This is a genomic window from Rhizobium sp. BK313 (assembly GCF_014193655.1).
GTDB lineage: Bacteria > Pseudomonadota > Alphaproteobacteria > Rhizobiales > Rhizobiaceae > Rhizobium.
The window spans coordinates 309,715-328,429 of record NZ_JACHZQ010000002.1; the positions used below are offsets into that span (position 1 = coordinate 309,715).

An 18,715-nucleotide genomic window follows, 5' to 3' on the forward strand; every position below is an offset into this window, starting at 1 on the left:
CATTAGGAGGCATTTCTTCTGCTGTGTTCAACGTCCACCTCAGCATCGAAGAAATAGCCAACGCCACGCTCTGTTTTGATGAGGGTAGGATTGGACGCATCGCGTTCGAGTTTGCGCCGAAGCCGGAGAATCAGAACGTCGATGCTGCGATCAAACACTTCCTCCTCGTGCACTCGGCTGGTGGCGATGAGTTGTTCGCGTGACAGGATCTGTCGGGGAGCATTAAGGAAAGCCACCAGAAGATTGAATTCACCCGCCGTCAGTTTGATTTCTTCCTTTGTCTCTGAAATCAGCCTGCGCAGTTTCAGATTGAGGCGCCAGCCATTGAACAAATAGGACTTTCGGTCTTGCGCAATCGGCTTGACAGGCCTTTCCCGCAACGCCGCTCGCACGCGAGCCAATAATTCGCGCATACCGAACGGTTTGACGATGTAGTCCGTCGCCCCAAGTTCCAAGCCGACGACCTTGTCTGCCTCCTCCAGCCGATCGCCGCTGATGATGATGATCGGCGCATCGGACTTGGTCGCGAGATTGCGAACGATTTCCAGCCCGTCTTCATGGCCCAGATTCAGGTCGACAATGACCAGATCAATGATCTCGGTTGAAAGGACGCGCGTCATCTGATGGCTGTCGCTGACGGCACTGACTTTAAGCGCATGTTGCGAGAGATAATCGATTAAGAGCTGACGAATGGTGCTGTCATCGTCAATCACCAGGACATGTTTCAAGCGTCCACCTTCGTAAGTCATAAGCGCGAGATCGCGCATAACGTCGATTGAATTCCGTCGCCTACTGGCGTCCAATTTCAGACTTGTTTCGAAAAACGAGGCGATGGTTACAAATGTAACAGACAGCGCCTCACAATCAAAATCGCAGGCGACGCTTTGAGAAGCACGCTTCGTCGGTTCATCGGAAGGTCGGCAAACAAGCATCTGCTTGTTTTGTCCGGAACCTGCGTGCCGAAAAGGGATTAACCGTTCGGTTCGCGAGGAACTTCGCTGGCTAAGTTCCGACTGCAGACGTTCATGTCATTTGTGTTCAAATTCCCGCGAAGCTGCGGATTACATCTGAAACCATGTCACGCCACTCTGACATGGGCATGAAATCGCCCGTGCCCAGTAAATAGGGGCCGCAAACAACGTCGCGGTTTCTGAGTTCGATGAGGATCTGGCGTGGCGCTCACGGGTTTTGAGTCTCCCGTCGGTTGTCCGCACTGGCTGCTCGATCTCCGACCCCTAACCGGCACTTGGCAGGAACTTATCATGACGCCACCAACGCCGGCCCTGCGGACTTAGGGTTCCTCAAGAAAACGGAGCATGACATGACCACAATTTCCCGCCGCAGTCTCTTGGTCGCCGCTGCCGGTGCAACCGCCTTTGCGGCTTCGCGTGCGGCGATTGCGCAGCAGTCCTACAACAATGCGAACGCCGCTGGTGCTGGCGCCCCCTTCGTGCTGCCGCCACTCCCCTACGCGGTCAACGCGCTCGAGCCACATATCGACGCGCAGACCATGGAGCTCCACCATGACAAGCACCACGCTTCCTATGTCAACAATCTGAACGAGATCGCGAAGATGACGCCGCAGATAGCCGAGCAACCGATGGAGTACGTGCTTGCCCATCTCAACCATGTGCCGGAGCACGTGCGCACCACGGTCCGCAACAATCTGGGCGGCCACGTCAACCATTCGATGTATTGGCTCGTCATGAGCGGCAACGGAGGCAAGCCCGACGGCGAGGTATTGCAGGCCATCAACCGCGATTTGGGCGGGTTGGAGAAGTTCCAGACCGATTTCAACGCCGCTGGCGGCGGTGTCTTTGGATCGGGCTGGGTTTTCGTAACGGTCAGCGCCAAAGGCACGTTGGCGATCGAAGCGCGCTCCAACCAGGACACGCCGCTGATGGATGGCAAGCGCGTGCTGTTCGGCAACGATGTGTGGGAGCATTCCTATTATCTTCGATACCAGAACCGCCGCCCCGACTATCTGAAGGCATGGTGGAACCTCGTAAACTGGCAAAAGATCGCCGAACGCTATGCCGCCGCCAAGCATGGAACGTTGGCAATCTGAGCGAAATTGCCGGCCTTCGGCTCGATCAGAACTCCGTGACGGCGGTCTGCCTGACATGGGCAAACCTTCACAACGATCAACGGTCGCGCGTTTGGTGGCTCCATGGCCCCCAATAGGCGCGTGGACAACAATGGCCATGCTGGATGAAGACGCAAAGCATCACGACGAATGAGCACGACATCAGACATGAGCTGGTCGCCCATCTGGGGCGGTTGTGGCGATACGGCCTCGTGCTCTCGCGACGACGGGATGTGGCCGAGGATCTTGTCCAGGCGACATGCCTTCGGGCACTTGAACACACCAAACAATATCAGCCAGGAACAAGGCTCGATCGATGGCTCCTGTCCATCCTGCATTCAATCTGGATCAATGAGGTTCGGTCCCGCCGGATTCGGATGGGTCAAGGCTTCGTCGAGGCGAGTTCCTCGCTCGTGCTAGATGGGGCACGTGACATCGAGACCCGCACATTGGCTAATCAGATCTTGCGCCGGGTCGATGCCCTGCCTGAGGCGCAGCGCACGGTCGTGTTCCTGACCTATGTGGAAGGGCTCTCCTATCGTGAGGTTGCGGATCTGCTTGCTATCCCGATCGGAACAGTCATGAGCCGTCTCGCCAGCGCGCGGGTCAGACTTGCCAGTGAAGATCATTCGAACGCGGCAGTGCGGGTTGGGACAAGAACACGCGATGTCTAGGCTGGGTAAAACGCGTCTTATCCTCATTGGCCTCCTCGTTGGCCTCCGATCGCACACTAGCCGTGAGCAGCGGGTGGTCCCTGCTGGCATTGCATCTAGCTGGGGGCGAAGCGAACCCGGCCTGGAGCCATAATTTCTCTGCCGGCGAGCAAGTTCTGGCTCGCTCCAACTCTACTCGGTATTCGCAATAGGAAAACACATGGCCAACACAGATATTGCGCGCCAAGAGGCTTCCAACTCCGAAAATCTCGGGACCCTCGACGCGCTTTCGGAATTCTTCTGGACGACCGAGCCGACAAACAGCCGCCTCGCACTGGTTCTTGCAGAAATCGAAGGACCGTCGCAGGTCTCGGATTGGGAGAACGCATTGAAAGCGGTTCGAGCCCGGTATCCGCTTCTTTCGGCCTCCATAACGAAGAGCCCTGGAAGACGGCCTTATTTTCGCTGGATGAACGATGAATCACCTCCTTTGCGCCTCCTGCAGGTAAAGGCGGAGATGTCACCGGAAGAGATGATCTCACAGGAGCTCGACCAATCCTTCGGTTTGGGGGGCGGACCGCTTGGTCGCGTGGTCCTAGCCTACCAACGGGAACGCTGCACAGTGGCCTTTGTAGGACATCATGCAGCGTTTGACGGTCGCACGAACGTTGGAATCCTTCGGGACCTCGTTGCCGCCGCTTCCGGTGAAGCACTAGCCGGGCCGCATCCCCTTTTGACGTCCAAAAATGAACTTCTCGGTCTTCCTGCACCGGACCCGGGCTATCACAAGCCTCTGATTGATGCATGGACACGATCGTCTCCACCTTCGTCTTTGCCTCCCGCCCGCGTGACCAACCGTCGTGTGCCAAAAGAAGAACTCGATGTGATCCGGGAGCGGGCGCGATTGGAGGGCACAACAGTTCATGCCGCTTTGGTAACGGCAGCTCTCATTGTCGGCCGTCGCAATGCGATAAATTGGCGCGAGCGAACAGTGATTTGCCTGTCACCGATGGATCTTCGCCCGCTGCTTGGCTTATCAGACGTTGCTGGAGTCCTAACGACGATCCACCCCACCATTCTGGGCCCGAGCAACCCGATTGCTTTCTGGGACTTTGCTCGCAATCTCAAACGCTCGATGCAGACTTCGTATACGCTCGAGGCCGCACGGCGGGGGGCGCTTGCAATAAAACAGGTGGTTTCGGCCGAGGCGGACCCCTACGATCCCACAACAGTCGATCCCGGCGGCTTTTTCGATCACGACATCATGGTTAGCAATTACGGGGATGGCGCGCTCAGGACACAGTACGGCCGGCTGCGACTGACCTCGCTCTATCCCGCGCATATTAGCGGCAGTCGACCAGACACGCAGACGCTGTCTGCAATCACAATGGACGGGATATTGCATATCAATCATGCCAGTCGGGCGCCAATCGCGCATCTGCTCGATGACGTGCACAATGTTCTTGTGTTGAATTCGAAATAGCATTCGGATCCGGATCACGGGCGACGCGACGCACCATGGCGAGATCGCCGTGGTGCGCAGAAACCGATGTGACTAGCCTCACATGAAATGCCGCCGCCTTTCCCAAAGCCGCCGCCGTGATGTCACGAGTCCTTCACGGCTGGCCTGGCTGGTCGGCGTAGTGGTTGATTGATGCGGGCATCGATCATGCCCATCCCCTTGCTGCGCTGAGTGGATCGGAGGACTTCGCGATGCGCGCCTCCATATATCGCCCCGCAACCGGCGGGCAATGCGTGCCCCTGGCCGGGGCCATGACGATCGACATGGCGGACGTTAGCAGCGCAAACTTTGACCTGCGGTCTTCCATCTCGCTCAGAATTGCCATCGCGATCTATCGAATTCACATGGGCGACGACGACCAAGCGTTTGACTTCGCCCCTAACGTACCCTCTCAGAAATTTGTCGTAATTTTTGAAGACGACGCATCCATTTGAAAAGCCCTGCGGGCCGAGCATGTAACTGTGCGCAAGGAAACCGTCGCGGCCATAGACGTCGCCGCTGCCTGCCGGGATCAGGCGCAGCGCTTGCACGCCGTGAAAAAGTTGGTCGCGCAACACGAGATCATAGACATTTGGTGGTGTGGGCCCGCGATTTTTTTCGTGCACCTTATCGGGATCGTCCAACATATCGCCGAGCCCCGAATGGGCTTCCAATCGCTCGCCATTTGGCATGTAGACGATATGGGCGGCAATATCGTAAACGGCAGTCAATTTAGCGGTACGGAATATCGGTTTGAGGCCATGTCGTTGAGCTCCACGAATGACCTGGTCCTCAAGTTCGCCATTAGGAATGGCGGCTCTCCATCTGCCTTGAATTGGCGAAATTGGCATGGGACGCAAGGAAATCTCTGGATCGATAGTTGGGCTGTAGGGTTCTGCGGAAGCGATGAGACTTGGCGTGTCCGGCGCTTCCTTTGTCACGGGAGGCGCTGCAAGACAGACGTCCGGCGTAACAGCTGAGACGAGTGCACCAAGGCCTAACGCGATGGCACCCCTGACGGTATAGGAAAGAATCCCCCGACCTATGTGACCATCAGCGACCAGGGCTGAAGCGTGTGTCGTAGTGATCCTGCGTGTCGTCGACCGCGCTGTGCGGAATAATCCGATGTCCGCTGCCTGGCCTGAAAAATCTGTCTGCCTTGCATGCTCGCCGAATTGTAGGTCCATCCCCAATCTCCCTTTCAGGCGAGCAAATTGGTGACGGTGCGCTACCGGTTTATTTCATCGTTCCCAAAAGACGTTACGCGCGTAACAGACGGATTGGCGCGTCATGATGCGTAGGCCGCAAGCGTTGCAATTGTAGCAATTTCGCGTCGCCCTGAAACAAAGCCGTAGCCTTGGCTTCCGATAGTCCGTGCTCATTGCTGTAGTGAATTTGGCCCTGGTGAACGGGGCTATTTGCCACAACACACGGCGTCGGCAGGTTGGATTACAGGATTCAAATGATCAGGTTCGGGTTCGCCATCATATGTGTCGCCGCACTTGCAGGCTGCGTTCAGCTCGATTCGAGTTCTGGAGCGCGCACCGTGGCAAGCTACCGATGTGTACCGTCCGATGTGGCCTCTGGCTTTCAGGGCGGCGCGTCGAGCAGCGGCCATCAGGCCCGCCTGCTGACGGTCAATTACGATGCGCTCGGCCAGCACGCCCTGCTCAGGATCGCGGGCGGTGAAACCAACACACTCAATCTGGTGCCGGGCGTGAAGGACCGCCTCTACGCAAACTCGAAATACGCGTGGCAAAACAACGGACATGCGAACCTTCTCACGGACATTGCGGAGGTTCAGGTCTATCGCTGCACTCGCGCCGCGGCTGAACGGGGCGTGGCGGCGTGGCCGAAACTGGGGGCAGTGCCATGGCTCTGACATTAAGTATCCTGCGCTGTCCCGATGGAGTTCCGCCGGAAACGCGGCACGTGAGCGGTGGCGAATTTACCATCGGCCGAGGGACCGAATGCAACTGGGTCCTGCCAGATCCGCAGCGCGTGCTGTCCAAGCGGCATTGCGCCGTGGCCTTCGATGGCAAGGTCTGGTGGGTGACGGACACCAGCACCAATGGCACTTTTCTCAATCAAGAGACTGACCGGCTCAACGTCGATACGCCGCGGGTGCTCAGGGACGGCGACCGGCTTGTGTTCGGCGCGTATGAGATCGAAGCGGTTTTCGATCGTCAGCCATCGGAAGCGAGCCTCGAAAGCCCGATCCAGGACGGCAACCCCGGCTATCTCGCCAGCGACCGGCTGACGCGAGACCCTTTCCCCGCGATGGGGACAGATCCGATGGCCGTCGCCCTCAAATCCGATGACCTGTCGCTGAATGCCGGGCCAGACGGCTGGTCGGTTGACAAGTTTATCGGCTCGCCTCAGGCGATTTCCGATAACGTGCCGGTAATCCAAGAGAATTTCCGCGCCCCTCGCACCTCCTTCGAACTGCTGCCGGAGGATTGGGACTCACCGGGACCGAACGACGCCGTGCCGGAATCAGCCGAATCAGCGCTGCCGGTGGCCGCGGAACCCGCCGCATTTCCACAGGTATCCGTACCGTCTGTTGTCTCGGACCTAGCACCGCAAGCGGCCGGCTTCGCGGCTCAGAATGGAGCCTCGATGGATGCGCTGGCTGCCTTCATCGCAGGGGCGGGGCTGCAGGGCACAATGCAGGGCGAGCCTATGGAATTGCTGCGCGGAATGGGCGAGGCATTCCGCGCAATGGTGACCGGCCTTCGCCGTATGATGATCGCCCGGGCAGCGATCAAGGGCGAATTCCGCATTGAACAGACTGTCATCCGCCCCGTCGGCAACAACCCGCTGAAATTCTCCGCGAGCGACGAGGATGCATTGGCGGCGCTGCTCGCAGTCGGTGGCCGCCGCGACATGACTGCGAAGGATGCAATAGCCGATGCATTGCGGGACATGCGCCTGCATGAGCTGGCGATGTCATCGGCAATGCAGCAAGCGGTGCAGCATCTGATCGCCGAACTTGATCCGGCGCGTGTGAAGCGGGGGATCGAACACGAAACGTTGGACATTATGCCGGGACGGTACAAGGCACGCAGCTGGGATGCCTATGAAGCCCTGCATGGCAGCATCCTGCAGGCGCTTGCCGACGACTTTGACAGCGCGTTCGGCAAGTCCTTCGCCCGGGCCTATGAGCAGGCGATGACCGAGATTGCGGACCAGCTTGATGAATAGCGCTGCACCGTGGCCGACTGAATGCAATTTCCCAGTGATGAGACAGGCGGCGATGGATATCCGCATGCCACAGGCGCAGCGGGCGGCGCAGGATAGGTTTTTGAGGAGAACGACGTGACGTGGAGCAGTCGGATCGCATGGCAGGAAGGGATGTTCCTTCGTGCCCAGCATTTCCAGCAGCAGGACCGCTGGGTCGAGGGCCAAATCCGGGGCAGTGTCGGCGCGTTGCGGCCCCATCCCTGGGGCCTGACAGACATGACCATCTCGCGCGACCTCCTGGCGACCGGGCGGTTCGCGGTTGCTTCTGCGGCCGGCGTCTTCGAAGACGGCACACCATTCGCCATTCCCGGCGACGCAGATCTTCCACCTCCGCTGGTGGTGGCCGATACGGCGAGGAATGTGCTTGTCTACCTCGCGGTCCAGGTCCGCCAAAAGGGTTCGCTCGAGATCGGATCCATGAATGAGGAGGGCCGCTATCGCTTGCATCCGTTCGAAGCGTACGACACTCACTCGGGCACGCCGCAGCCCGCGGAATTGCAGATCGGGCAGCTGAGGCTGCGCTACGTGCTCGAGACCGACGATCGTGACGGGTATATCTGCCTGCCGCTGGCGCGCATCACCGAGGTCACGCCGGACCGGCGCGTCGTGCTTGACGAGCGCTGGATTGCGCCAGCCCTGACCTGCTCGGCGGTGGCACCGCTGGCCGCGCTGCTGGTGGAGCTCGCCGGCATGTTGAACCAGCGCGGCGAGGCAATCGCGGCGCGAGTGACCGCAGTCGGGACCAAGAGCAATACCGAGGTCGCCGACTTCCTGCTGCTGCAATCGGTCAATCGCTGGCAAGCCCTGGTCAGTCACCTGGCGGATTCCGGGAACATTCATCCCGAAACCCTCTATCGCACGCTGATTCAGATGGCCGGTGAGTTTGCTACCTTCACCGATGCGCGGCGCCGCCCCAACAGCTATCCGGCCTATCGGCATGAGGATCTGCAGCGCAGCTTCACGCCGGTTGTGGCCGATGTCCGCCGTTCGCTGTCGGCCGTCCTCGAACAGACGGCCATCCGCATTCCGCTGCAGGAGCGCCAGCACGGCGTGCGCGTCGGCCCGATCGTAGACCGGACGCTTCTTAACGGAACCAGCTTCGTGCTCGTGGTGCAGGCCGATATGGCGGCGGAGGCGCTGCGGCGCACCTTCCCGGGCAAGGCGAAGGTCGGAGCGGTCGAGCATATCCGCGAGCTCGTCAACGTAGCGCTGCCCGGTATCGACCTGCAGCCACTGCCGGTGGCCCCGCGGCAGATGCCGTTCATCGCTGGCGCGCAGTATTTCGAGCTGGATCGCAACAGCCCGCATTGGCAGCAGATGCAGTCGTCCGGCGGCTTCGCCATCCATGTGTCGGGAGATTTCCCCAACTTGGCGCTGGATCTTTGGTCCATCCGCAGCTGAGAGAGTCCTGAATGAGCGACAATCCATTTGCCGAACCGGGAGACGACGAAAGCACGATCATCCGCCCGATCCCCGGGGGGCGTGCCGCCGGCCCGCCCACTACCGCGCCTCCGCCTGCCCCAGCCGAGGCCGACGCCGGTGTGCCCGTGGGGCCCGAGACCCGGATCGAATTCGCCGAACTGCCGTCCATCGGGGCATCGCCGATCGTGGCGGCCGCGGCGCCGCTGTTGTCGCTGGTGGCACGGCTGCGCAACGCCTTTTCGGTTCCGGACCCAGCCAGCCTGCGGGAGAGCGCGATCGAGGAGATGCGCCGTTTCGAGAAGGCCTTGCGCGACCAGAGCCTGCCCATGGAGCAGATTCGCCTGTCGCACTATGCGCTCTGTGCCAGCCTGGACGACGTGGTGCAAAACACCCCCTGGGGAAGCCGCGGCCCGTGGGCGGACGCGTCGCTGGTCTCGACCTTCCATCAGGAAGTGCGTAGTGGCGAACGCTTCTTCGATCTGCTGGAGCAACTGCGCCAGAATCTCGGGACCTTCCTGCCCGTGGTTGAGCTCATGTATCTTTGCATGTCGCTCGGGATGCAAGGCCGCTACCGGCTGTCGGCGCGCGGCCCCGCTGAACTCGACCGGGTTCGGGAGGAAACCTATGTCGCGATCATGCGGCAGAGACGGCCGGTCGAACGTGGCTTGTCGATCCACTGGAGGGGCATCACGGCGCCTTACCGCCAGATGCGGAGTTTCCCGGTTTGGCTCGCGGCGTTGCTTGCAATCGGCTTGCTGGTGCTGATCTACGCACTGCTCGCCTACAGTATCAACAGGGCGTCGGACCGGCTATTCGATGCGGCCCGTTCGCTTCCCCCGACACAGATGCCGACTATTGTCCGCACTACCCCGCCCAAGCCCGTGCCGCCCGCTCCGCGCGTGCCGGGAGAACTCGACAAGCTGGCGGGCTTCCTTGATCCCGAAGTGAAGCAGGGCCTCGTGACCATAGCCGGTACGGATGCGGTGCCGATCGTGCGAATCCTCAACCTCGGCATGTTCCGTTCGGGCAGCGCTGTCGTCGAACCAAGATTCTTGCCCGTCCTGGCACGGATTGGTGCGGCATTGCGCACGGAACCCGGCCAGGTGGACGTTGTCGGCTATACCGACAACCAGCCGATCCACACGGTGAAGTTCCCGTCGAACTTCCAGCTGTCAAAGGCTCGCGCCCAGGCAGCCGCGGCGGTGATCGCGAATGCGATCGACGAGCCGGCCAGGCTGTCGACGCAGGGGCGGGCCGATGAAGACCCCATCGCCTCCAACGACACGCCGGACGGGCGCCAGCAGAACCGGCGCATTGAAGTTGTCCTGCATAGGAAAAGTACCGACTGATGGAAAACCTCCAATACCTTGCCGCCTACTTCGTCAATCGCTGGACGTACAGTTTCGCCGGCGTCGGTATGGCCAGCATGTTGGTCTGGTATTTGGCGCCGCTGATCCCGGGCTTCGACAGCTATCTCGCCCGCACCTTGCTGGTCCTGGCCATGGTCGTGATCTGGGCCGGTGTGAATGGCTCGATCAGTTGGGTCCGCCGCCGCCGCGAAAACACGCTAGCAGCCGGCCTGACCGAAGAATCGACCTTGGATGAGCGGGACGTGCGGGCGGCAACGGCCGAGGAGGTCGCACGTCTGCGTGAGCGGGTGCGCACCGCCCTTCGCCGTCTGCGGAAGGGCGGCCGGCGAGGCTATCTCTACGAGCAGCCCTGGTACGTGCTGATCGGACCACCTGGCTCGGGCAAGACGACCGCACTTCTGAATGCCGGGCTGAATTTCCCGATGGGTCAACTGGATGGAGAGGAGACGGCGGTGGGCGGGGTCGGCGGCACCCGACTGTGCGATTGGTGGTTCGCCGACGAGGCAGTGTTGATTGACACGGCCGGGCGTTACACGACACAGGACTCCGATACCCTCGTCGACCGCGCCGGGTGGGAAGGCTTTCTTGATCTATTGCGGCGCACGCGCAAACGCCAGCCGCTCAACGGCGCCATCGTCGTCGTCTCGCTTACCGACATTGCGGCCGCCGATCCGGCGACGCGGGCCGCCCATGCCCGCACAGTGCGCCGGCGCGTCACCGAGCTTTCCGACCGGCTCCGCCTGCGCGTACCGGTCTATATGGTTTTCAGCAAGGCGGACCAGTTGGTCGGCTTCAATGAATATTTCGACGACCTTGATGCGGAGGGCCGTGGTCAGGTTTGGGGCATGACCTTTCCGCTGGCGAAGGGAGCAGAGACCTTCACCGACGAATTCCGCCTGTTGCTGGACCGCCTGGACGAACGGATGTTCGAGCGACTGCAGGCCGAACGCGCGCCCGATCGGCGCGCACTGCTTGGCGGCTTCCCGCTGCAACTCGCCAGTCTCCAGGAGCCTCTGGCCGACTTCCTGGGACAGGCCTTTGGTGGTACCCGCCTTGATCCGGCTCCATTCCTGCGTGGCGTCTACATCACCTCCGCGACGCAGGAGGGAACCCCAATCGATCGGCTGACCGGCATGTTGTCACGGTCCTTCGGAATCGATCAGAAGCGCGCTCCCAGCCTGCGGCCGGTGGCAGGGCGAAGCTATTTCCTGAAGCGTATGCTGGGCGAGGTCATCCTCGGTGAATCGCTGCTCGTCTCCGCGAATTCCAAGCGGATGCGGCGGTGGCGCTTGCTACGTATCGCGAGCTTCAGTGCAATCGCGGCCGTGACGCTTGCGATATCGCTCGGGCTCTGGCGTGCGGAGGCAAGCAACCGCCTGGCCGTCGAGCGGGCCGACGAAGCGATCGCCGGTTATCGCCAGCAGCTGGCCGGGGCGAATCTCGATCCCGTATCGGATGACGACTTGCCCCACATCGTGCCGCTGCTCGATGCCGCGCAGGCGCTGCCGCGTGAACCGGAGAACTGGCTTGCCGGCGTCTTTGGCTTATCGCAGTCCGAGAAGCTGGAGGCCGTTGAACGGTCAATCTATCACAACGCGTTGGAGCGGATCCTGCTGCCGCGTCTGATCTGGCGGGTCGAGCAGCAGATGCGCAGCCAGCTCGACAACCCTGATTTTCTCTTTGAAGCAACGCGGACCTATCTCATGCTCGGCGGCGCGGGGCCACTGGATCCCGCCCTGGTGCGCGACTGGATGGTGCTCGACTGGCAGGCTCGATTCCCCGGCGTCCTGAACGCTCAGCTGCGGGAGCATTTGCTCGCGCACCTGAACGCGCTGCTTTCGGACCCGCTGCCGCCGGTGACCTTGGATGGGACGCTGGTGCAGACCGCGCGCGCGTCCTTCAGCCGCGTATCGCTCGCTGCCCGGGTGTACGGCCGAATTCGCCCCGCCGCCTCGGCGAAGTCCGTCCCAGACTGGATACCAGCCGCCGAGCTCGGTTCCGCCGGCTCTTCGCTTTTTACCCGCGTCTCCGGCAAGTCGCTTTCCGAGGGAATACCGGGGTTTTTTACTGTCGCGGGTTTCCAGAAAGTGCTGCTGCCCAACCTGGTTGGGGCGACGCAGGCTGCGGCCAGCGAAAGCTGGATTTTCGGGCAGACGCCGGAGACACCGTCGGTTGGAGCGGATAGCCAGACGCTTGAGCGCGAGGTCGTCGCACTCTATGCCGCCGATTTCCAGAAGCAGTGGGACGACATGCTCAATGATCTCGCACTGGCGCCGTTCGAGGACCGTCCGGCGGCGATCCAGGGTCTCTATGTGCTGTCGGCGCCGCAATCGCCAATGCGCGACCTGCTAAAATCGATCGCATCGGAACTGACCTTCATGCCGACTGCAAAGCCGACCGGGGATGGCACTCCCGCGACGCCTGCAGGAGACAGCGGTGCAGCCGCCGCCGCGACGGCACAACAGAAATCCCTCGCCGCCGCGATCGGCAGCGCCGTCGCACCCGATGCCTCCTCGATGCCGGCGATTGTTGATCTGGATCAGCACTTTCGGCCGCTTCGAGACTTTGTGGGCGATGGCCAGGCAGAGCCGATCACCGGCGTGTTCCGGCTGATCAACACGCTGCAGCAGGAACTTGCCCAACTCGGCCCCGATGCATCGAATGTGCCGGCTACGCTGCAGGGTAGCGGCGATCCAGTGCAGCTTCTGCTAGCGGAGTCGGAGCGCCAGCCCCCGCCGCTGGCGCGCTGGTTGCAGCAGATTGCGGCCTCCGGCCGGAGCATGATCACAGGCAGCGTCCAGCATGCAGCTGCTGCGGCGTTTTCCGGTACTGACGGCCCCAAAAAGCTGTGCGAAGCCGTGGTGCCCCACCATTTCCCGTTCTCCTTTTCCAACGAGGATGCGCCGTTGGACGACTTCGCCCGGTTGTTCGGGCCAGGCGGCGTGCTCGACACTTATTTCCAAAGCCAGATCAAACCCTTCGCGAACATGAACGCCGCCGTCTGGCAGCTACAGCCACTTGGCGGTGTGGCCCCTCCCGTGAGCCAAGCCACCTTGGCCCTGTTCCAACGCGCCGCCGCCATCCGGGACGCATTCTTCCCGGCCGGCGGGGCGGCGCAGATCCGTTTCGACATCACGCCGCAGCCTCCGCGCGATGGCGAGGAACCGGCGACGCTTACTCTGGGCGGCAGGACAATCAGCACTGCGGATGGTGCTAGCGGCCAGGCATCCTTGACCTGGCCGGGCGCGGATGGACTTAACCCGGCGCGCGTGACGTTCGGGCAAGCCGGCGACGTCGTAGCCGCGGACGCCAGTGGATCCATCGGCGCCAGCGGTCCCTGGGCGCTGTTTCGGCTGCTGCAGCAGGCGCGGATATCGCCGTCCGGTCGGCCTCAGGAATTCTCCGTTACCTTTCGGTCCGGCATTCACGAAGCGAGGTTCACCTTGCGCGCCGGATCGTCCCGCAATCCGTTCGGCCGTAACCTTCTGAAGGATTTTCGATGCCCGGTGCTGCAATGAATGCACGGCAGGCCTCAGGCCCCTCGATAGGCTTCTTCGGCAAACTCCCGTCCCGGGGCGACTTCCTCCATGCGGGTTTGTCGTCGGACTTTATTCAGGCCTGGGACCGATGGCTGCAACGCGTTCTGACCGATGGTCCGCGGATGCTCGGCGAGACCTGGCCCGAAGTGTGGCGGGTGGCGCCCGTCTGGCGTTTCGCCTTGCCGGGCGGGCAGTGCGGCCGGCAGCCCGTGTTGGGGCTGTGGATGCCAAGCGTCGACCGTGTCGGGCGGCCCTTTCCCCTGACATTCGCCGCAGAAGGTGCGGATCACGGCGATGCCTTCCTCGAGGCGGCCGAGCAGATCGGTCGGAATGCGATTGCCTCTGATCTGGCGCCTGAGGCGATGATGTCGCGACTACGCGATGCTTCGCCACCGGAACCGATGCTGGGCACCGCCGCCGGGCAGGCGCGCTGGTGGAGCGCAGGAGGCCCGTTCGTCGCGTCCACAGAATTGCTGCTGGATGGCCTGCCGGACAGCGTTGGATTTAACCGGATGCTGGGGCGGTGAGCGAGGGGCTTCGCCATTGGGCTGCGTCACATCCCGGCGCTGTCCGGATGCAGAATCAGGATTCCTACATTTGCCGCCCGAACCTCGGCCTGTTCTCGGTCGCCGACGGCGCAGGCGGTCACAGTGACGGTGAGGTCGCCTCCGCCCAAGTGGTGAAACTACTGGAGGAAATGTCGGAGACGATCCCGCCGTCCGAGCGGTTGGCGGAGGTTCGTGTCCGCTTGCACGCCGCGCACAATTTGCTCCTTGAAAAGGGGCGGGCCCGGATCCCGCAGGTGACGCTGGCGACCACGGTTATCGTGCTGATGGTGCATGGGGACCATTTCGCTTTCCTGTGGGCGGGTGACTCGCGCGGCTATCTGCTGCGCGACGGGATGCTGCATCGCCTGACCTCCGATCACAGCCTCGTCCAGGAATTGGTGGATTCGGGGACGATCACGACAGCCGAGGCCGAGACCCATCCCCATAGCAACGTGATCACCAGAGCCGTCGGCGCCGGCGGAGCCGAACTCTTGATCGACAAGGTTCGCGGTATCGCACAGCCGGGAGACCGGCTTCTGCTGTGCAGCGACGGCTTGTACAAGGCCCTGAGTTCAGACGAGATGGTCGAGATTATGGCTCAGGACGGCGATGTCGCTGAAATGCTCGTCGCGGCGGCGCTGGCCCGCCATGCGCGGGACAATATCACCGCCGTTGTGACGGCGTTCCGAGGTTGAGAAATCCAGCAGCTCGTCGGATTGGGGGCTCTTCGGCGCTCAGAATCTCGCGCCGAGCAGCTTGAGAACCAGCTGCTCTGTCGGGGTCTGGTGGAAAATTGTGCCGACAAGGGGCCTTAGGTACCGGCCACGATGACCAGCGGTGGTGATCTGCGCTGATCGAGGGGATCGTTATCTCTTAAACTTAATATGGCCCAGCATATAGTTATACATCTGCATCGTTGTGCCCATTCTTAATATCGTTGGCTTGGCAGGTTCATGTACAGGTCGATGACGAATTCCTGAAACGCTAGATCACTTTTGAAGCCGAGCGGATAAAAGCCCTCAAAGCTATTCGGAAAATCCGATCTGTTAACGAAATTATCTGCTGCCGTGGCGAAGTTAGTTATTTTTGGCATTAGATCGCCACTCGACGTTTGCTCATCTCTATATCTGCAGCGATAACGTCAACCCCGCAGCCGAACGGCCATCGATGGCACCGCACCGACAGCCGCAGGGGAAATAGCGCCACTATGGTCAGCTAAGTTGTGCCGTCTCCAGATCATAGGTGACGTTGAAGGGCTGGCCCTCGGTGGCGTCATCCTTCATCTGCTTGGTCTTGAACAGCACCTTGGTAAAGTTCAGGGAAATCGTCTCGATCGGGCGGTCCGCGCCGCTCGCATGAGAATAGCCGCTGATCATGGCGTTGGTCAGTTCCAGTGACAGAAAGACGTCCTGCTTGCTCTTGTCGGTGCGCGTGAACTCGACCTTCACCGTCTTGCCGTGACCGCCAAGTGCCTCCTGCATCAGTTTGCCCGTGGAAATGTCGTTCTCTTTGGTGACCACCACCTCGCTGATCGAAGGGGCCGTCGATTCGCGCTCCGCCGCAGAACCGACCGCGGTGTGAATTCCGCGTCCGACGCCCCATTGAAACGAGTTCAGTTCGATCCACTTGGTGTGGCCGGTCTCGGTGACGTCCCCGTCAATGCCGTCATACTTCATATAAATAGCCATGGAACACGCTAACCTTTCGTTCTATTGCAGGTGGGATAGGAAGGAGCCGGTATCGTCGATCTCGACGGTGGCCTGCTCCGCCGGCTTTCCTTCCGCCATACGCGCGAGGAATTGGGCCGACAGGTCCGGCAGCAGGGTTTTCGTCAGCAGACTTTCGATGCCTCGGGCGCCGGCGCTGGCATCGGTGCAGCGGGTAACGATCGAATTGATCAGCTCCGGGCTGTAACGCAGGCTCGTGCCGAATTTCCGTTCGACGCGAGTTGCGATCCGATCGAGTTGCAGTGTCGCAACCTGGCGCAGGGTATCCTGGCTGAGCGGCAAATAGGGCACGACCGTCACTCGTCCGAGGAAGGCGGGTTTGAACGTCTTGGCCAATTCCTCCCGCAGGGCCACCGCCAGGCCCTCGGCGTCCGGAGCCGTCTCGGGATCCGCGAATAGCCGGGAGATCAAGTCGGTTCCTGCATTCGACGTCATGATGATGATCGTATTCTTGAAGTCGATGTCGCGGCCTTCGCTGTCCTTCATCGTGCCCTTGTCGAAAGCCTGGAAGAAGATGTCGTGGACGCTTGGATGCGCCTTTTCCATCTCGTCCAGCAGGACGACGGAATAGGGACGGCGACGGACTGCCTCCGTGAGGATTCCGCCTTCTCCGTATCCGACATAGCCGGGAGGACTGCCCATCAGCAGGCTGACTTTGTGTTCCTCCTTGAACTCGCTCATATTGATGACGGTGAGGTTCTGCTCCCCGCCATAGAGGAGTTCGGAAAGGGTGAGGGCCGTCTCGGTCTTGCCGACTCCAGAGGTTCCGACCATCAGGAAGACACCGATCGGCTTGCGCGGATCGGTCAGGCCGGCCCGGGAGGTGCGAACCGACTGCGCGATCGCCTCGAGGGCATGGGGTTGACCGATGATCCGCCGCTCCATGGCCCGGCGCAGGTCGAGAACGGTACGGATCTCGTCGCTCCGCATCCGGCCGGCCGGAATTCCGGTCCAGCTTTCGACGATTTCCGCCACCGCCTGGGCATCCACCACGGGGAACACCAGCGGCTGCTCGCTCTGCAGGGTGTTGAGTTCGGCGGTCAGCGCGGCCAGGTCCCGCTGCAATGCCGCCGGTTCCGGCGACATCTCAAGGCGCGCCCGCGTTTCCCCGATCGCTTGGGCAAGGCGGCGCTCTTCGTTCCAACGCCCCTGCAACTCCTGCAGTCTCTCCTCCAACTGTGCGGATTCGACTTCCAGTGCTGCAATCCGCGCCTGGTGATCGGCCCCGGACAGCAGCTCCCTGCGCAATACGCGCAGCTCAGTCGCGATCAGATTGATCCGGCGCCGCACATCCTCGACGGCGGGAGACGGCGAGGCTTGGCTCATCGCCACGCGGGCACAGGCGGTATCGATCAGGCTAACGGCCTTGTCCGGAAGCTGTCGGCTCGGGATGAACCGGGCCGACAGCTTGACTGCAGCCTCAACCGCCTCGTCGAGTATATGGATGCCGTGATGCTCCTCGAGGGTGGAGAGCAGGCCGCGCACCATGGCTATGGCCATGTCTTCGGACGGCTCCTCTACCTTCACCGTCTGGAACCGCCGGGTCAGCGCCGCATCTTTTTCGAAGAACTTTTTGTATTCGGCCCAAGTCGTCGCCGCGATCATGCGGAGTTCGCCGCGCGCCAGCGGCGGTTTTAGAAGATTGGCCGCATCCCCCTGGCCGGCACCGTTGCCGGCGCCGATCAGGTTGTGGGCCTCGTCGACGAAGAGGATGACGGGGGTGGGGCTGGCCTGGCATTCCTCGATCACCGAGCGCAGCCGGTTCTCGAACTCGCCCTTAATCCCCGCTCCTGCCTGAAGAAGGCCGAGATCAAGGGTGCGAATGGCGACATTGGCGATTGCCTGCGGCACATCGCCGGCGGCAATGCGCAGCGCAAGGCCTTCGACCACCGCGGTCTTGCCGACACCCGCCTCGCCAGTCAGGATTGGGTTGTTCTGACGGCGCCGCGTCAGGATGTCGATGATCTGGCGGATCTCGCTGTCTCGACCCAGGATCGGGTCGATGCGGCCGGCGCGCGCCTGAGCGGTAAGATCGGTGGTGTAGCGATCAAGCGCCGTACCGCCGCCCGCAGACGTCGGCGGCCGATCGGAACTTGTGCTCACGCCTCCCTCACTTTCGGCGGGAGCCTCTGCGCCGCCAGCGACGATCTTGGCGAGGTCCCGACGGAGGATATCCGGGACGATCCGCCGCAAATGAGGTGCCGCCTCATGCAGGCGTGCACTGATCGCGCTGTCGGCGAGCGCCGCGGTGATCAGATGGCCGGATCGGATGAGGCGGACGCTATCCTCGATGGACGCAAGCAACCAAGCGTCCTTGACCAGGCCGACTAGGTCCGGGGAAAGGCTCGGGGCTCGACCGTTCCCCGTTGTCATCCGGTCCAGCGCCGCGGTCAGTTCGGTCGAGAGGCGGTCCACCGGAATCTCGAAATGGCGTGCAATGAGCTCGGCATCCGATCGCGGATGCTCGAGCAGCTGAAGCAGCCAGTGCTCGATTTCGACATTGTAGTGAGTGCGGGACAACGTCGTTCCGGCCGCCGCCTCCAGCGCTCGGCGGCTGGTTTCGTTCAATCGATTGACCAGCAGCTTCAAGTCGATGGTTGGCATCATGGATCCTCTGAGTTGGCCG

13 protein-coding genes and 1 pseudogene are annotated in these 18,715 nt (G+C 61.6%); 10 read left to right on the forward strand and 4 right to left on the reverse strand.

Annotation, left to right across the window (positions count from 1 at the left end; translation table 11 throughout):
• Nucleotides 1-2: 2 nt before the first annotated feature.
• Nucleotides 3-728 (reverse strand): response regulator, encoded by a 726-nt coding sequence (locus tag FHT86_RS13800; protein ID WP_281413680.1) that lies wholly within the window; start codon nt 726-728, stop codon nt 3-5.
• A 593-nt stretch (nt 729-1,321) separates the two neighbouring features.
• On the opposite strand from FHT86_RS13800, the gene FHT86_RS13805 reads away from it, so the two are divergent.
• From FHT86_RS13805 to FHT86_RS13815, 3 genes are all read left to right on the forward strand, one after another.
• Nucleotides 1,322-2,068, forward strand: coding sequence for a superoxide dismutase (locus FHT86_RS13805; protein WP_133707370.1), 747 nt, complete (start codon nt 1,322-1,324; stop codon nt 2,066-2,068).
• Between the two features lie 143 nt (nt 2,069-2,211).
• Nucleotides 2,212-2,760: an RNA polymerase sigma factor gene (locus FHT86_RS13810; protein WP_133707371.1), complete on the forward strand. Its 549-nt coding sequence runs from the start codon at nt 2,212-2,214 to the stop codon at nt 2,758-2,760.
• Nucleotides 2,761-2,959: 199 nt separating this feature from the next.
• The gene (locus FHT86_RS13815) at nt 2,960-4,222 is read left to right on the forward strand and encodes a hypothetical protein (RefSeq protein ID WP_133707372.1); all 1,263 of its coding nucleotides are present in this window, start codon (nt 2,960-2,962) and stop codon (nt 4,220-4,222) included.
• Nucleotides 4,223-4,596: 374 nt separating this feature from the next.
• On the opposite strand, the pseudogene FHT86_RS38035 reads toward FHT86_RS13815, so the two are convergent.
• Nucleotides 4,597-4,965: pseudogene (locus FHT86_RS38035) on the reverse strand (DUF2778 domain-containing protein); the annotation flags it as partial.
• 737 nt (nt 4,966-5,702) lie between these two features.
• On the opposite strand from FHT86_RS38035, the gene FHT86_RS13825 reads away from it, so the two are divergent.
• From FHT86_RS13825 to FHT86_RS13855, 7 genes are all read left to right on the forward strand, one after another.
• Nucleotides 5,703-6,122, forward strand: coding sequence for a hypothetical protein (locus FHT86_RS13825; protein ID WP_133707374.1), 420 nt, complete (start codon nt 5,703-5,705; stop codon nt 6,120-6,122).
• On the forward strand, nt 6,113-7,444 hold the full coding sequence (gene tagH / locus FHT86_RS13830; protein WP_133707375.1) for a type VI secretion system-associated FHA domain protein TagH: 1,332 nt from the start codon (nt 6,113-6,115) through the stop codon (nt 7,442-7,444). Before FHT86_RS13825 ends, tagH begins: the two co-directional genes overlap by 10 nt.
• Before the next feature lie 114 nt (nt 7,445-7,558).
• On the forward strand, nt 7,559-8,884 hold the full coding sequence (tssK, locus tag FHT86_RS13835; RefSeq protein ID WP_133707376.1) for a type VI secretion system baseplate subunit TssK: 1,326 nt from the start codon (nt 7,559-7,561) through the stop codon (nt 8,882-8,884).
• An 11-nt stretch (nt 8,885-8,895) separates the two neighbouring features.
• The gene (tssL, locus tag FHT86_RS13840; RefSeq protein ID WP_133707377.1) at nt 8,896-10,254 is read left to right on the forward strand and encodes a type VI secretion system protein TssL, long form; all 1,359 of its coding nucleotides are present in this window, start codon (nt 8,896-8,898) and stop codon (nt 10,252-10,254) included.
• Nucleotides 10,255-10,322: 68 nt separating this feature from the next.
• Entirely contained in the window at nt 10,323-13,793 is a 3,471-nt protein-coding gene (gene tssM, locus FHT86_RS13845; RefSeq protein ID WP_166656817.1) for a type VI secretion system membrane subunit TssM, read from the forward strand.
• The gene (gene tagF / locus FHT86_RS13850) at nt 13,775-14,341 is read left to right on the forward strand and encodes a type VI secretion system-associated protein TagF (protein ID WP_133707379.1); all 567 of its coding nucleotides are present in this window, start codon (nt 13,775-13,777) and stop codon (nt 14,339-14,341) included. Before tssM ends, tagF begins: the two co-directional genes overlap by 19 nt.
• A 47-nt stretch (nt 14,342-14,388) precedes the next feature.
• Nucleotides 14,389-15,057, forward strand: a complete 669-nt coding sequence (locus tag FHT86_RS13855) for a PP2C family protein-serine/threonine phosphatase (RefSeq protein ID WP_133707380.1) — start codon at nt 14,389-14,391, stop codon at nt 15,055-15,057.
• Nucleotides 15,058-15,573: 516 nt separating this feature from the next.
• On the opposite strand, the gene FHT86_RS13860 is transcribed toward FHT86_RS13855, so the two are convergent.
• Together FHT86_RS13860 and tssH are read right to left on the reverse strand one after the other, a co-directional pair.
• On the reverse strand, nt 15,574-16,050 hold the full coding sequence (locus FHT86_RS13860) for a type VI secretion system tube protein Hcp (RefSeq protein ID WP_133707381.1): 477 nt from the start codon (nt 16,048-16,050) through the stop codon (nt 15,574-15,576).
• Nucleotides 16,051-16,071: 21 nt separating this feature from the next.
• Complete coding sequence (gene tssH / locus FHT86_RS13865; protein ID WP_133707382.1) at nt 16,072-18,693, reverse strand: type VI secretion system ATPase TssH; 2,622 nt, start codon at nt 18,691-18,693, stop codon at nt 16,072-16,074.
• Nucleotides 18,694-18,715: the final 22 nt, after the last annotated feature.

What these genes read in the sequence shown, in the direction of transcription:
- FHT86_RS13805 (WP_133707370.1), top strand. Translation starts at nt 1,322, where the DNA reads ATGACCACAATTTCCCGCCGCAGTCTCTTGGTCGCCGCTGCCGGTGCA.
- FHT86_RS13810 (WP_133707371.1), top strand. Translation starts at nt 2,212, where the DNA reads ATGAAGACGCAAAGCATCACGACGAATGAGCACGACATCAGACATGAG.
- FHT86_RS13815 (WP_133707372.1), top strand. Translation starts at nt 2,960, where the DNA reads ATGGCCAACACAGATATTGCGCGCCAAGAGGCTTCCAACTCCGAAAAT.
- FHT86_RS13825 (WP_133707374.1), top strand. Translation starts at nt 5,703, where the DNA reads ATGATCAGGTTCGGGTTCGCCATCATATGTGTCGCCGCACTTGCAGGC.
- tagH (WP_133707375.1), top strand. Translation starts at nt 6,113, where the DNA reads ATGGCTCTGACATTAAGTATCCTGCGCTGTCCCGATGGAGTTCCGCCG.
- tssL (WP_133707377.1), top strand. Translation starts at nt 8,896, where the DNA reads ATGAGCGACAATCCATTTGCCGAACCGGGAGACGACGAAAGCACGATC.
- tssM (WP_166656817.1), top strand. Translation starts at nt 10,323, where the DNA reads ATGGCCAGCATGTTGGTCTGGTATTTGGCGCCGCTGATCCCGGGCTTC.
- tagF (WP_133707379.1), top strand. Translation starts at nt 13,775, where the DNA reads ATGCCCGGTGCTGCAATGAATGCACGGCAGGCCTCAGGCCCCTCGATA.
- FHT86_RS13855 (WP_133707380.1), top strand. Translation starts at nt 14,389, where the DNA reads ATGCAGAATCAGGATTCCTACATTTGCCGCCCGAACCTCGGCCTGTTC.
- FHT86_RS13860 (WP_133707381.1), bottom strand. Translation starts at nt 16,050, where the DNA reads ATGGCTATTTATATGAAGTATGACGGCATTGACGGGGACGTCACCGAG.
- tssH (WP_133707382.1), bottom strand. Translation starts at nt 18,693, where the DNA reads ATGCCAACCATCGACTTGAAGCTGCTGGTCAATCGATTGAACGAAACC.